General features: G+C 66.4%; 15 protein-coding genes. 4 read left to right on the top strand and 11 right to left on the bottom strand.

Annotation, left to right across the window (positions count from 1 at the left end):
* Positions 1–14 precede the first annotated feature (14 nt).
* The 4 genes from bioD to bioB all read right to left on the bottom strand — a co-directional run bounded on the left by bioD (position 15) and on the right by bioB (position 4,284).
* A complete protein-coding gene (gene bioD / locus BMX07_RS02490) occupies positions 15–716 on the bottom strand; it encodes a dethiobiotin synthase (protein ID WP_090613217.1) in 702 nt (233 codons plus the stop codon).
* Positions 713–1,936 (bottom strand): aminotransferase class I/II-fold pyridoxal phosphate-dependent enzyme, encoded by a 1,224-nt coding sequence (locus BMX07_RS02485; protein WP_090613212.1) that lies wholly within the window; start codon positions 1,934–1,936, stop codon positions 713–715. Before BMX07_RS02485 ends, bioD begins: the two co-directional genes overlap by 4 nt.
* Positions 1,937–2,091: 155 nt before the next feature.
* Positions 2,092–3,150, bottom strand: a complete 1,059-nt coding sequence (locus BMX07_RS02480; RefSeq protein WP_090613209.1) for a (S)-8-amino-7-oxononanoate synthase BioU — start codon at positions 3,148–3,150, stop codon at positions 2,092–2,094.
* Between the two features lie 30 nt (positions 3,151–3,180).
* Positions 3,181–4,284, bottom strand: coding sequence for a biotin synthase BioB (bioB, locus tag BMX07_RS02475; protein ID WP_090613206.1), 1,104 nt, complete (start codon positions 4,282–4,284; stop codon positions 3,181–3,183).
* A 207-nt stretch (positions 4,285–4,491) separates the two neighbouring features.
* Here bioB and BMX07_RS02470 point away from each other — a divergent pair, with 207 nt between their 5' ends.
* Positions 4,492–5,406 (top strand): haloalkane dehalogenase, encoded by a 915-nt coding sequence (locus tag BMX07_RS02470; RefSeq protein WP_090613202.1) that lies wholly within the window; start codon positions 4,492–4,494, stop codon positions 5,404–5,406.
* A gap of 376 nt (positions 5,407–5,782) precedes the next feature.
* On the top strand, positions 5,783–6,544 hold the full coding sequence (locus BMX07_RS02465; protein ID WP_090613197.1) for a hypothetical protein: 762 nt from the start codon (positions 5,783–5,785) through the stop codon (positions 6,542–6,544).
* Positions 6,545–6,662: 118 nt separating this feature from the next.
* On the opposite strand, the gene BMX07_RS24815 is transcribed toward BMX07_RS02465, so the two are convergent.
* The 3 genes from BMX07_RS24815 to sucC all read right to left on the bottom strand — a co-directional run bounded on the left by BMX07_RS24815 (position 6,663) and on the right by sucC (position 8,963).
* The gene (locus BMX07_RS24815; protein WP_217643676.1) at positions 6,663–6,839 is read right to left on the bottom strand and encodes a hypothetical protein; all 177 of its coding nucleotides are present in this window, start codon (positions 6,837–6,839) and stop codon (positions 6,663–6,665) included.
* A gap of 103 nt (positions 6,840–6,942) precedes the next feature.
* Positions 6,943–7,815, bottom strand: a complete 873-nt coding sequence (gene sucD, locus BMX07_RS02460; RefSeq protein ID WP_090613194.1) for a succinate--CoA ligase subunit alpha — start codon at positions 7,813–7,815, stop codon at positions 6,943–6,945.
* On the bottom strand, positions 7,812–8,963 hold the full coding sequence (gene sucC / locus BMX07_RS02455) for an ADP-forming succinate--CoA ligase subunit beta (protein WP_090613190.1): 1,152 nt from the start codon (positions 8,961–8,963) through the stop codon (positions 7,812–7,814). The genes sucD and sucC overlap by 4 nt, the downstream gene beginning before the upstream one ends.
* A gap of 339 nt (positions 8,964–9,302) precedes the next feature.
* On the opposite strand from sucC, the gene BMX07_RS02450 reads away from it, so the two are divergent.
* Complete coding sequence (locus BMX07_RS02450) at positions 9,303–10,175, top strand: UbiA family prenyltransferase (RefSeq protein ID WP_090613187.1); 873 nt, start codon at positions 9,303–9,305, stop codon at positions 10,173–10,175.
* Positions 10,176–10,334: 159 nt separating this feature from the next.
* Here BMX07_RS02450 and BMX07_RS02445 read toward each other — a convergent pair whose 3' ends face one another.
* Together BMX07_RS02445 and BMX07_RS02440 are read right to left on the bottom strand one after the other, a co-directional pair.
* Entirely contained in the window at positions 10,335–10,562 is a 228-nt protein-coding gene (locus BMX07_RS02445; protein ID WP_090613184.1) for a DUF5795 family protein, read from the bottom strand.
* A gap of 372 nt (positions 10,563–10,934) precedes the next feature.
* Positions 10,935–11,732 carry a helix-turn-helix transcriptional regulator gene (locus BMX07_RS02440; RefSeq protein ID WP_090613178.1) on the bottom strand — a complete coding sequence of 266 codons (798 nt, stop codon included), beginning with the start codon at positions 11,730–11,732 and terminating at the stop codon, positions 10,935–10,937.
* A 171-nt stretch (positions 11,733–11,903) separates the two neighbouring features.
* On the opposite strand from BMX07_RS02440, the gene BMX07_RS02435 reads away from it, so the two are divergent.
* A complete protein-coding gene (locus BMX07_RS02435; RefSeq protein WP_090613174.1) occupies positions 11,904–12,230 on the top strand; it encodes a hypothetical protein in 327 nt (108 codons plus the stop codon).
* Position 12,231: 1 nt separating this feature from the next.
* On the opposite strand, the gene BMX07_RS02430 is transcribed toward BMX07_RS02435, so the two are convergent.
* Positions 12,232–13,005, bottom strand: coding sequence for an MOSC domain-containing protein (locus BMX07_RS02430; protein ID WP_090613168.1), 774 nt, complete (start codon positions 13,003–13,005; stop codon positions 12,232–12,234).
* A 119-nt stretch (positions 13,006–13,124) separates the two neighbouring features.
* The gene (locus tag BMX07_RS02425; protein WP_090613165.1) at positions 13,125–13,379 is read right to left on the bottom strand and encodes a HalOD1 output domain-containing protein; all 255 of its coding nucleotides are present in this window, start codon (positions 13,377–13,379) and stop codon (positions 13,125–13,127) included.
* Between the last annotated feature and the right edge of the window lie 26 nt (positions 13,380–13,405).

Raw genomic sequence — 13,405 nt, 5'->3', positions numbered from 1 at the left:
GCCGCGAAGCTCGATCACGAACGTTCTATCGGTAGTCGCTCGAGCAACGTCGGGGAGAGCGCGTCGCCGACTCCGGCAGCGAGCTCGCGCGGATCGCCGTCGCGCTCACCGTCGCCAAGCGGTGGCACCGTCTCGACCGCGTGACCGGTCATCCGCTCGAGTTCGTCAGGGTTGGTCCGCTCGGCGACCGTCTCGCCAGCGTACTCGTTGACGACGACGGCGCAGACCTCGATCCCGCGATCCTCGAGCGCGTCGATCGAGAGCGCGGTGTGGTTGAGCGTGCCCAGTCCCGACCGCGTGACGACGACCGCTGCGGCCCCGATGTCGGCGACGAGGTCGATCACCTCGCGGTCGCCGGCCAGGGGGACGCGGAGACCACCGATTCCCTCGACGATCGGGACCGGGGTCGCCTCGATCTCGCGCTCGCAGGCCGCGCGGATCGTCTCGTACGCGAGTTCCTCGTCGGCGACCGCCGCCGCGACTCGCGGCGCGAGCGCCGGCTCGAGATATCGCGGACAGGTCGCGGCGTCGGGTTCCGCACACGCCGTGGCGACGAACGCGGCGTCGTCGTCCGGCGGGTGGCCGGTCTGGGCCGGTTTGATCGCTCGCGCGTCGTGTCCGGCCTCGCGGAGCAGGCGCGTGAGTCCGGCCGTAACGACGGTCTTCCCGACGCCCGTCCCGGAGCCGACGACGGCGATCGGTCGGCTCGCGGTCACAGCAGTCCGACCTCCTCGCCCGCCGCGCGAAACGCCTCGAGACAGGCGATGATGTCGTCCCGATCGTGCGTCGCCATCGGCACGACGCGGAGTCGACTGGTCCCCGCCGGGACCGAAGGTGGCCGGATCGCCGGCACCACGACGCCGCGCTCGCGGATTCCGTCGGCGAGGGCGATCGCGTCCGTCCGATCGCCGACGACCACGGGGAGGATCTGGGAGTCGCCCCAGACGTCGAACCCCATCGACTCGAGGCCGTCGCGGAGGTGGGCGACGTTCTCCCACAGTCGCTCTCGAGCACCACCGTGACGGGCGACGTGGAGCGCCTCGCTCGCGGCCGCGGCGGCCGGCGGCGCGAGGCCGGTCGAAAAGACGAACGATCGCGCGTCGTTGCACAGACACTCGATCAGCTCCGCGCTCCCGGCGACGTAGCCGCCCTGACTGGCGAGCGCCTTCGAGAGCGTTCCCAGCTGAATCTGGACCCTGTCCTCGAGCCCCTCGGCCTGCACGACGCCGCCGCCGTTCGCGTACAGCCCCGTGGCGTGGGCCTCGTCGACCATCACCCACGCGCCGAACGCGTCGGCGGCGTCGCAGATCTCCGCCAGCGGGGCGACGGTCCCGTCCATGCTGAACACCGAGTCGGTGACGATCAGCCAGGACTCCGCGTCCGGGTCGCCGTCGTCTCCGCGGACCCGTTCCGCGCGCTCCTCGAGCTTCGATCGCAGGTTGGCGGCGTCACAGTGGTCGTAGACGACGGTCTCGGTGCCCGCGAGTCGGCAGCCGTCGACGATGCTCGCGTGATTCAGCTCGTCGGAGAAAACCACGTCCGGCTCGAGCGCCGTAATCGTCCCGACGTTCGCGGCGTATCCGGACGAAAAGGCCAGCGCGCGATCGGTTCCCTTGACCTCGGCGAGCAGCCGCTCCAGGTCCCGGTGAACCATCGTGTCGCCGGTGACCAGCCGGCTCGCGCCGGCACCCGTGCCGACGGTCGCGGCGGTCTGACGGGCCGCGTCCTGGACCCGCTGGTCGTCGGTCAGCCCGAGATAGTTGTTCGAGGCGAAGACCAGCGCCTCTTCCGAGTCGAGTACGGGTAGTTCGCCGCCCGAGGGTTCGGCGAAGTAGCCGCGTTCGGCGACTCGATCGACGGGCGATAGCGCGCGTTTCAGATCGTCCTCTTCGAGAGCCTCGAGTCGGTCCTCGAGGTCGAACCCGCGGTCGGCCATTCGGCTAGCAGAACTCAACGCCACGGTTTGACTCTCACGGTTCGGATCGCTCGAGCGAGTCGACGCGATTCGCCGACGCTGGCGGGATGATGTGCGGGAGGGTCGTGGATGCTATGGGTCATACGGTATCGAAAGTCGGCCATCTCGGTGTCGTCTCAGAATCCGGGCATCAGTTCGGCGGGGCCGAAGACGCCGTACTCGCCGGCGCGGTTCCGTCGCACGCCGGCTTTCAGGTACCCCAGTGCGGGGCCGTTGACGTTGGCCTCCATGCTCGTCTCGTCGCCGAGCTGGAACGTGTTCGTGGCCGTCTCTCCGTCGAAGGTTCGGCCGGTCACGCGCACCGTGGTCGTCGTCGGCTTCTCGTCGTTGCGAACGTCGAGGACCCCGCCGACCTCGACGTCCTCGGCGTCGCAGATGCCGGCGCGCTCGAGCAGGACGTCGTCGGCGTGTTCCATGTCCTCGAACTCGATGACGCCGTCGTGGTCGTCGAGTATCGCTTCGATCTCCGCCTCGGAGAGGTCGCGCGCGGTCTCGATGTCGTACTCGGGGAGGTGCGCGATGTCCTCGCGGACGGTCCCGCGGTTGTCCTCGTAGCCGGATTTGAGGCCGACGCCCCACCAGATGTCGACGGCCGTGACCTCGACGAACGATTGAGCGGCGAGCGCGGCCGCGCCGGTCAACAGTCCGGGCGTCGCGCCCGCCCCGCAGATGAAGGTGATCCCGGCCTCCTCGAATTGGTCGCTGCGGTCGTCGAGCATGTCGATCACGCGCGAGCGCTTGAGTACGTCGATCATGACCCCTTCGTAGCCGCCCTCGGCGAACCGGTCGGCGGTCCGGGGAATGAAGTCGTGTTCGTAGTTCGGCAGGGCGAGCAGGACCGCGTCGATCCCATCACCGCGGTCGATGATCTCCTGAATGGGGTCCTCGCTGGGGCGTGCCTGACTCGAGGCGACGACGCCCTTCCGTTCGCCGTGTTGTTTGACGCCGCTTTCGGCTGCAGTCGCACCCGTCCCTCCATCGGTCGCGACCTCGTTGTCGATGTTGCCCTCCGTCGCTGCGAGCAGTTCGTCCACGTCGAGGCCGTCGAAGTCGACGGCGACGCCGTGGCGGTCACACGCCGCGACGGGTGTCAGTGCGTCCTTGTGCTGGCTCACTTCGAGTGCTCGTCGGCCGATACCGCCGGTTCCGAGTACCGCAAACGTCATTTCGTTCATATTTATCGATGTGTTGCTATCGTGTCTTCGTCAGTCGTCGCTCGGTTCCGCGCCCGTACTCGCCGTCTCGGTCGACGATTCCGCAGCGCTGTCGTGTCTGGCCTTGACTTCCTCGGGGTCGAACTCGTTGGTGTCTCGGTTGGGCTCGAGGCCCGCGCGCTCGATGATCTCGAGGTCGTCGCCGGGCGACTGGCCCTCGGTCGTCAGGTAATCGCCGGTGAGAATGCCGTCCGCACCGGCCTCGAGCGGCAGGTGCTGCTCGTCGGGTGCCAGGTTGACCTCGCGACCGCCGGTCAGGCGGACCCGCGCGTCGGGATGGAGCAGTTTGTACACCGCGACCGTCTTGACGATCTCCGCGGTCGTGATGTCGACGCCCTGGTCGGCCAGCGGCGTCCCCGCGACCGGATTGAGGACGTTTACCGGCAGGGAGGAGACGCCGATATCCTGCAGGGCGATCGCGGCCTCGACGCGGTCGGTCGGCGTCTCGCCCATCCCGAGGATGACGCCCGCACACAGGTCCATCCCGGCCTCCTTGGCGACCTCGAGCGTCGCCACCCGGTCCTCGAAGCTGTGTGAGCCCACGATCTCGGGGAAGTACCGCGGCGAGGTCTCGATGTTGTGATTGTAGTGATTGATTCCCTCCGCGGCGAGGATCGCGGCCTCCTCCTCGGTCAGAATGCCCAGCGAGGCGTCGACCTCGAGATCACACTCGTCGCGGACGAGGCGAATGGACTCGAGGACCTCCGCCCACTCGTCGGGGCGGTGTTCCTTCGAGACGCCCTTCTCGGCGACGACGATGCCGAAGCGCTGGGCACCGTCGCGCTCGGCGCGCTTCGCGGCCTCGAGGATCTTCTCGGGCCCGAGGAAGCCGTAGGTGTCGATGCCGGTGTCGAAGTGGACCGACTGCGCACAGAAGCCACAGTCCTCGGCGCAGTTGCCCGCCTTCGCGTTGACGATCGAACAGGCGTCGACCGTCCCGTCACCGAAGTGATCGCGGACGGCCGCGCCAGCCTCCGCGAGCGCCTCGACCGGCTGGGCCATCAGCGCCAGCCCGTCCGTCCGATCGAGGCGCTCGCCGGCCAGCACCCGCTCGAGTGCGTCGTCGACCGTCTCGTTTCCAGTCTCGTAAACCACAATCCTAGCGTCGGTTGACGTATTTATAACGTTTTTGGATGGTCACGTCGTCCGAACGGTGCTCGGGGCCCGTCGCCGAGGAGACGGCTGCTGAAAGCCGCCCTCGAGCCCAGCAGCGTGCGCTCGTCGGTGATCGTCGGTTTCGACGAACGGGCGATTCGCGTCGGTTTCCCAACGTTTGAATAGTGGTGTGCGGTATCATGCCATATGGTCATCCGTCTCTCCGAGGAGCGGTTCGAGGACGTGCCGGACTTCGACTACGAGCCGCAGTACGTCGACGTCGGCGAGCTACGCATGGCGTACGTCGAGACCGGCGGCGACGCGGCCACCGAATCCGGCGAGGAGACGTTCCTCTGCCTGCACGGCGAACCGACGTGGTCCTTCCTCTACCGGAAGATGATGCCCGTCCTCGCCGAGCGGGGCCGCGTGGTCGTCCCCGACCTGATCGGCTTCGGCCGCTCCGACAGATACGAGGATCCAGACGAGTACACCGTCGAGATGCACTACGACGCCCTCCGGACGTTCGTCGCGGAACTCGAGCTGTCGAATATCACCCTCGTCTGTCAGGACTGGGGCGGGCTGCTCGGGCTCTCGCTGGCGGCCGACCAGCCGGAGCGGTTCGATCGGCTCGTCCCGATGAATACCGGACTGCCCGACGGAACCCAGGAGATGAGCGAGACCTGGCACGCGTTCGCGGAGATGGTCGCCACCGCCGAGGATCTCGATATCGGGACGCTAGTCGCGAACGGCTGTTACCGCGACCTCCCCGAGCCGGTGGTCGATGCCTACCGCGCGCCGTTCCCCGACGAGCGATACGTGGCGGGTGCCCGAACCTTCCCGGGGCTCGTGCCGCAGTCGCCCGACGACCCCGGTGCCGAGCGGTTCGCGAACGCACGGGACCGACTCGCCGAGTGGGAGAAGCCGGCGTTCGTCCTGTTCGCAAAGCACGATCCGATCACGGCCGACAACCGCGATCCGTTGCGAGGACTCGTTCCGACCGCGAGCGACCAGCCGGACGTCTGGATCGACGAGGCCGCACACTTCCTCCAGGAAGACGCCGGCGAGGAGATCGCGGAGCGCATCGTCGACTTCGTCGATCGGACCCCAGTCGAGTCCCGCTGACCGAACGGCTCCCGCGGCGGCCCCACACTGATTCTCGAGCGTCGTCCCCGGTTCGACGAACTCGTCGGCGTCGTTCTCGAGGCACGCGGGCCGATGACACGTCCGCAGTCCGTTCGGTCACGAACGTTCGAGCGGGTCCCGTCATCCCGTCGCTCGTGGGTGGGTTGGCCGATCGAATACGCCGCTTCCTGTCTCGAACCCTGAGTCTCCAAATCGTGTGGCGAAGCGCTACGTTCCTGTCCAGTTGTCAAATTCTGTGACCGTCGAACACCGCCGACGGCCAGTACACTAATACGTCACTTTTCTCATCTATCGTGACTGAGAAAATTCCAAAAATTAAAGTCGTGTGATAATCCAGTATCACAGAAGCGAGTACATGACAGATAGCACAATAGACACCAATCGGGGGGACGGCGCGTTCGACATCGGCTCGAGCGTCGACGACCTGTTCGGGGAGTTCGAGACCGACGACGCGGGGGACGAACGTCGGTCCACTTCGCCGGACGAGGACGAGACCACCGACGGGGAGACGGCCGAGGGCGTCGAGGACAGGACGGCCGCCGACGTCTTCGAACAGCTCCGCGCCGACGCGGTCGACGACGGCGGTGCCGACGCCGTTCTCGCCGACGAGAGTCCGGCTGACATCATCGCGAGCGCGGACGAGCCGGAACCGGAGCCGGAGATTGCCGACGAGCTGCTGGCCGACGACGACGAGATCGCGGACCTCCTGTTGACCGGCCGCACGAAAGGCGAGGAGTTCCTCTGGGTGGAGACCGAGGACTCCGACGGTGACGAGCCCACCGAGACGAACGACGTCACTGCGTCCGAACTGATCGGCGGGGACGCGGAGATCGCTTCCGAGACCGAGACCACGGCCAACGGTGAGACCGGGGACAACGCCGGCTCCGGGTCCGACCGCGAGGTCGTGTCGAACTCGAGTATCGCCGTTACGACCGGGGACGACGCGGCCTCGGCGAGTCAGACGAAGTCTGCTGACGCGGCGAGCGACACCACTGCGACCGGAGACGCCGACGACGATACCGACAGTACGGACGGCGATGACGGCCTCACGGCCGCCGACGAATCACGGGGCCTCTTCGGCCGGCTTCGATCGTTCCCCGGCCGGCTGTTCCGATAGCCACCGTCTCCGCTCGCCGAATCACCGGTGTCGCCGCGCCGGCGCGATCGATCACCACGCTCCGCCCCCGATACGTACTCGTTTTCTCGACGGCCGCGTGATCCCCTCTCGAGCGCGATTACGGCTCCGGATGCCACGTGAGCCCGTTCCGATGGACCGTGAACGGTTTCCCCCCGCACTCCGGACAGTGCGTTCCGCCCGCGTCCGGATCGTCCGGTCGCTCCGGGATCGTATGCGCGTCCCCGCAGACGTCACACTCGAGGTGGACCGGCACGGTCGGCCCGACGTACGACACGCACGGTCATGAACGTGGTGCGAACGAGCAACGGCCGGGGACGTCCGAACCGAGAAAAGCGTACAGACCGCGTACGAGCGGCCTGCAGGATCGTTCGAGGGGGTTACGCCAGGAATTCTTCGATGTGGTCGGCGACTTCCTCGGGCGTGTCGCCGACGGGGACGCCGGCGTCGTTGAGCGCGCTGATCTTGCTCTCTGCGGTCCCGGTGCCCGAGCCGGAGACGATCGCACCGGCGTGGCCCATCCGCTTGCCCGGCGGTGCGGTACGGCCGGCGATGAAGCCGGCGACCGGCGTGTCGACGTAGTCGTCGATGAACGCTGCCGCCTCCTCCTCGTCTTCGCCACCGATCTCACCGCACATGACGATCGCGTCGGTGTCGGGGTCGTCCTCGAACAGTTCGAGGGCGTCGACGAAGTCGGTGCCGATGATCGGGTCGCCGCCGATACCGATAGCGGTGGTCTGGCCGATACCGCGATTGGTCAGGCTGTCGACGACCTGGTAGGTCAGGGTCCCCGAGCGGGAGACCAGCCCGACGTTCCCCTCGGCGAAGATGTTGCCGGGGAGGATGCCGAGTTTGGCCTCGCCAGGGGTGATGAGGCCGGGACAGTTCGGGCCGATGAGACGGGTATCGGTCTCGGAGAGGCGCTTGTTGACACGCGCCATGTCCTGGGTCGGAATGCCCTCCGTGATCGCGACCGCGAGGTCGAGTCCGGAATCCAGCGATTCGAAAATCGCGTCCCCGGCGAACGCCGGCGGGACGAAGATCACGGACGTATCGGCGTTCTCCTCGTCCACCGCCTCGTGGACCGTGTCGTAAACCGGGACGCCGGCGGCTTCCTGTCCGCCCTTGCCGGGGACCGCGCCGGCCACGACGTTGGTACCGTACTCCATCATCTGCTCGGCGTGGAACTTCCCTTCCCCGCCGGTGATGCCCTGTACCACGACGCGCGTGTCGTCGTCGACTAGTACGCTCATTGGTCGTTCACCTCCCCAGCGTACTCGACGGCACGCTGGACCGCGTCCTCGAGGGTCTGTTCGACCGTCACGAGGTCCTCGTTGAGAATTTCCATACCCTCCTCCCAGTTGGTCCCGGCCAGTCGGACGACGACCGGCTTGGGGATCTCGTCGAACTGCTCGAGCGCCTCGTTGATCCCCTTGGCAACCTCGTCGCCGCGGGTGATCCCGCCGAAGATGTTGAAGACGACGCTATCGACGTTGTCGTCCGAGAACACCATATCGAGCGCGTTCGCGATGCGTTCGGCTTTCGCACCGCCGCCGACGTCCAGGAAGTTCGCGGGCTGGCCGCCGTAGTGGTCGACCAGATCCAGCGTCGTCATCACGAGCCCCGCACCGTTGCCGATGATGCCGACGTTGCCGTCCAGGCGGACGTAGTCGAAGTCGTACTCGTCGGCCTTCTGCTCGAGTTCGTCGCCGCCGGCCGCTTCTTCTTCCATCTCGGCGAGTTCTGGCTGTCGGAACAGCGCGTCCTCGTCGATGTTCATCACGGCGTCGGCCGCGATGACTTCGTCGTCGCTCGTGACCATCAGCGGGTTGATCTCGGCGTCAGCGCCGTCCTTGTCGTCCCAGAGCTGATAGAGCGTGGTCAGGACGCTCGAGACGTCGCGCGCGACCGATTGGTCGACGCCAGCGTCGTAGACGGCCTTGCGGGCCTGGTAAGGGTGCATCCCGAAGGACGGGTCGATGTGTTCGCGGGCGATCGCATCGGGGTCCTCCTCGGCGACCTCCTCGATGTTGACGCCGCCCCTGGTCGAGACCATCGCGACGGGTTTCCCCTCGCCGCGGTCCATCGTGATCCCGACGTAGAGCTCGTTCGTGAAGTCGACCGCTTCCTCGACGAGGACGCGATCGACGTGATACCCCTTCAGATCCATGCCGAGGATCGACTCGGCCGCCGCTCGGGCCTCGTCCTCGTCCTCGACGAGTTCGATTCCGCCGGCCTTTCCCCGGCCGCCGACCTGTACCTGCGCTTTCACCGCGACCGGATACCCGATCTCGTCGGCCGCAGCGACGACGCCGTCGACATCGGAAGCGAGTTGCGAGTCCGGCGTCGGAATCCCGGCATCGGCGAAGACGCTCTTCGCCTGATACTCGTGTAATTTCATGCCATTCGAACGGGCGTTCCGGCCTTGCTTAAATCCTGCCAGTTTCCACTCGCCACGGGATATCCATCGACGTGTATCGACTACACCGGGTTCGTCGCTACCGGACCGTTTTGCTTGTTCTCTTCTTTGTGTGGGTTTTCAACTGAAGGTGGGTGAGACGTACCCGCACGTCCGAACTCTGTCCCGAAACCGTGCCACGAGTAGTCGTTTTTCCATCGATCGGTCGTCGACCACCTGCCGCCGAGGCCACCGCTTGCCGCGCTCGATGATCGGTCGACACCAGCCGACACAGCATTCAAACGTCGCCTGTCCTAACCACCCACACGAGGCACACCCGCCGTGAGGAATCCCACCGCAACGTGTCGAACGCCGAAGTGGGCGGCGTCCGTCAAAACCGTCCTCCGATATCTGGTCCACAGCAACCTCTTCATCTCGCTGGCCACGGTCAGCGTCGCCGTCACGACAGCTCTCCTCGTCGGGCTCCCGCTCGAGCCCCTGCCCCTCTTCATCCTCTTTGCGGCCACGATGTTCGTCTACACCGTCAACCGGTTCACCGACCTCGAGGAGGACGAACAGAACGTCCCGCAGCGCGCAGCGTTTACGAAGCGGTACGGGAGACTCTGGCTGGTGTCGGTGATCGGCCTCTACCTTGCTGCCGTCGGGATCGCCGTCTCCCTCGGACTCCCCGGCGCGATTTACATGCTCCTCCCGCTCGTAGTCGTCCTCCTGTACTCCGTCGGCGGTGTCAAGCAGCTCTTCTTCGTGAAGAACCTCGTCGTCGGGTTCGCCTGGGGCGCGATTCCCCTCGGCGTCGGCTACTACTACGGCCAGTTGCGCTCGCCGGGAATCCTGTTTCTCTTCGCCTATATCACGACCATGATCACCATCGCCGCGGTGATCTTCGACGTAAAGGACATCGAGGGCGACCGCGCGGCGGGCATCCCGACGGTCCCCAACCTGTTCGGGCCGAGGTGGACCCGCGTGCTATCGCTGCTGGCGACCGTCGCCGTCGCCGCGACCGTCGTCGCCCTCGTCGGGGCCGGTATCGTCCCGCGGGAGTACCTCGTCGTGCTCGCGATGAACGCCTACGTCTGCGCTTACATCCCGTTCGCGACCCCCGATCGCGGCCCGCTGTTCTACGGGTTCGTCGTCGACGGCGAACACGTCTTCCTCGCCGCCGTCGTCGTCGTACTCGAGCTGATCGTGGGCTGACATCCTCTCACACTACAGCCGTGGGTTTTCGCCTCGCGACCACTGTCCCTGCGTGCGACGGGACCGAACTGCGGCTATTCACACGCCGCACCGGCGAAGGACCGCGTCGGCGAGGACGGCGACCGCTATCGTTTCGTCGTCGATACGAACCCGATCGGATCAGTCCCGATCGGTATCACTCCAATCGCATTCCTGACATTTCCAGCCGGTGACGAGTTCGGTGACCGACGGCATGTACGTCACCTGCAACACGTTGTCACCACACTCCGGACACGCCTCGTCGGCCTCCTCGATAGAATCGACTTCCATCACGGAGTCGCCTTCGACGAGCTCGGCGAGTTTTTCGGCCGTAACCATTCGCCCCTGAACGACGCGATTCTCGCTCACACTCGAGATACCGGACGCGAGGCCCTAAGCGTTTCCTGACGCGCTCGTCCGCTCGCCCGGCCCTCGAGCGGTCAGCTCCCGTTTCGAGTCGGATCGGCCTCGTGACCGGTGAAAACGAATCCCGGTTCCGTGTCGCAACCGGGAATCGACGACCTGACAGTGGTCGGTCGTTGGGTCCCCCACCCCATCCGCCGGCCGTCGTCGGTACGCCCCAGCGCAGTCGCGGGTCACCACCTACCGCATGCAGAGCACCGTTTCGGAGCAGTATCAGTGTATTCCGCACAGCGTGTGCACGCTGTGCACGGCGTGTAGAGCCCGCACACGCCCCCGTATCCGCTCATGCGAACGGGTTCGACCGTCGCTCCGACGGGACTACCGACCGAATTCGACGGCCGTCGATCGCCGGTCGAACGCGTCGAACCGATCGATCGCCCACGTTCTGAGCGCCGCATCCGTCGACTCGAGGAGTGCCGTCGGCAGTCCGCTGTCGTCGGTCACGCCGATCTGGACGGCAGCGTCGACGATTCCCAGGTAGAACGGAACGACGTCGTCGGTCACGGAAACGGTGATCGCGTCGGTGGCCGTGACGGGTGCGAACGCCTCCGCGGTCGGCGACCCAGTCCGCAACGTCTCCGCGACTGACTCCGTGACGATCAGCTCGAAGACCGCCCCCGATTCGATGGCATCGCGGGCCGTCTCGATCGGTTTCGCGCTGATGGTCGGGAGCAACAGTCGGGCGCGGTCCGCGTCGGCGAGGCTCGCCGCGTGGTGCTCGACCGGCGCGTACGGGTTCACCGTCGTCGACTCGACGACCGTCGCGTCGTCCAGCCTCGTCAGATCGAACTCGAGCGCCTCCCCCGGCAGTTGCTCGAGCACCGGTCGCAAACGAACCGCCGCGCCGACCCGTTCCAGCGCCGTTTCGACGCCCGCCGTCGCGAGGGTGCCGGCCGACGTGAGTTCGTATCGCCGCTCGCGCTCGCGGATCAGCCCCCGTTCCGCCAGTCCCGTCAGGGTCCGTTGCAGCGTCGTTCGCACGACGTCCACCTCTGCCTTTAACACCTCCTTCGAGACGGCCCCCTCCTCTCGTAACGTCTCGAGCACCCGTACTCGGCTCGGTGAACGCAGCACGTACTCGAGCGTCTCGATCGCATCCCCTGTCCGATCACTCATCACACAGTTCCTCCGAGCGAGGCTACTTTACCCCACTGGCCCCTCGGCCACGACCTGTCCCGTGATGCCAGTGCACACGATAGCTGTGAGCCGTCGCCCTGCCCGGACGGTCGTGATCGGCCTGTGCCTGCGGGCACAACCGTATAGACCGTTACCGTCGAACGGTCGGATATGGAGACGCGCTGGGCGACCGTCGACGGCGTCACCCTCGAACTACCGACCGACAGTACCGTCTGTGAGCTTCGAGACGCGCTCTACAAACTCGACGACGCGGCGCTCGTCGCGGTGACGGGCGATCTCGTCTCGGTCGTCCACGACGAAGACCGACCGCTCTCGGAACTGGTCGCCGGCTGTGCGGAGACGTACTACTTCCTGCGTCCGAACGAACTCGAGCGAAACGAACTGGTGGCCGCGCTCGACCTCGAGAGCACGCTGAGCGAATCGGACGACGGAGCGGGGGCCGAGACGACGTTCCAACGGCCCGGTATCGACCACTGACTCAGTCCGCGACGATTTCGACCGGATCGTCGACACGGAGCGTTTCGCCGCGGTGCGCCTCGAGAACCCGCGTGATGATCATCAGCGTGTAGTAGTGATCGAACGCGTCCGCGTCGGCCCAGTCGGGGAACAATTCTTCTCGCTTTCGTACGAACCGCTCCCGAAACTCGTCGATCGGCTCGCCGGTATCGGGGTCGCGCTGTGGGACGACACAGCGCCCGCACGGCGTGACCCCCGCGAACCGAACCCCGCCGATCTCGAACGCCGGCGCGCCGTCCCCGACGAACCGGTCCTCCCAGAAGGGTTCGACGCCGGCCACCTCGACGTTCGCCCTGATCCGTCGACGCGCCCCGTCGACGGTCAGCCCGTCGAACCAGGACGCGACGGTTCGAAGCGTCGCGGTGCTGACTATCGACGGTCCCATCCCGCGTCGATCGACGAATCCGAGCGACGTATCCCGCTCGAGCGAGAGGTCCGCGTCGAAGAAGTCGCTGAACCAGGTTTCGGCGGCCCCACGGTCGCCCTCGAGGTCGAACCGGTTCGTCTCCCCGGCGGGCGTCTCGACCTCGAGAACGCCCGTTTCCGGGTCGAAATCCGTCTCGAGAACGTGGACCCGGTCGGTCCGTTTGCCGTTTACAACGTCGCCGTCAGCGTCGAACAGCGCGAATTCCCTGTCGTGGGCCACCGTCCCGCCCCGGAGTATCTTGGCCGCCTCGAGATCGATGCCGTCGAGTCCTTTGACTGGGTACACTCTGAGCCGGTTGAGCCGTGCCATTACCGCTCCGTATCAGGCGGCGTGTCATTAGTCTTCGTTCGAACGGACTCGGATCGCAACGGCACCGGCGACTCGAGCGCCGCCGCTACCGACTGTCGCTCCGAGAGACCCGAGGGTCCTCACCCGATCGTTACGACTGGTTCTCCGGACTCGTCGAACTCGACGGTCACCTGATGCTCGGCGTAGGTGAACCCGACGTGACCGGCACGGCGTCCGCCCGACTCCGTCGTCGCGAAGATCGCTGCGAGTGCATCGGGATCGACCGCGTCGAACAACGGTGGTAACGCCATCGGGTCGACCCCCTCGAGCGCCGCTACACCGGTAACGATCCGTTCGTGCACCTCGTCGGTGTCGACCGCGAGGGATTGTCCCATTGGCATCTACCGCCACACCGATCCAT

It is taken from the genome of Natrinema salaciae (assembly GCF_900110865.1).
Lineage (GTDB): Archaea > Halobacteriota > Halobacteria > Halobacteriales > Natrialbaceae > Natrinema > Natrinema salaciae.
Note: the sequence above shows the minus strand (reverse complement) of the source record. Positions and strands in the feature narration are given on the sequence as shown.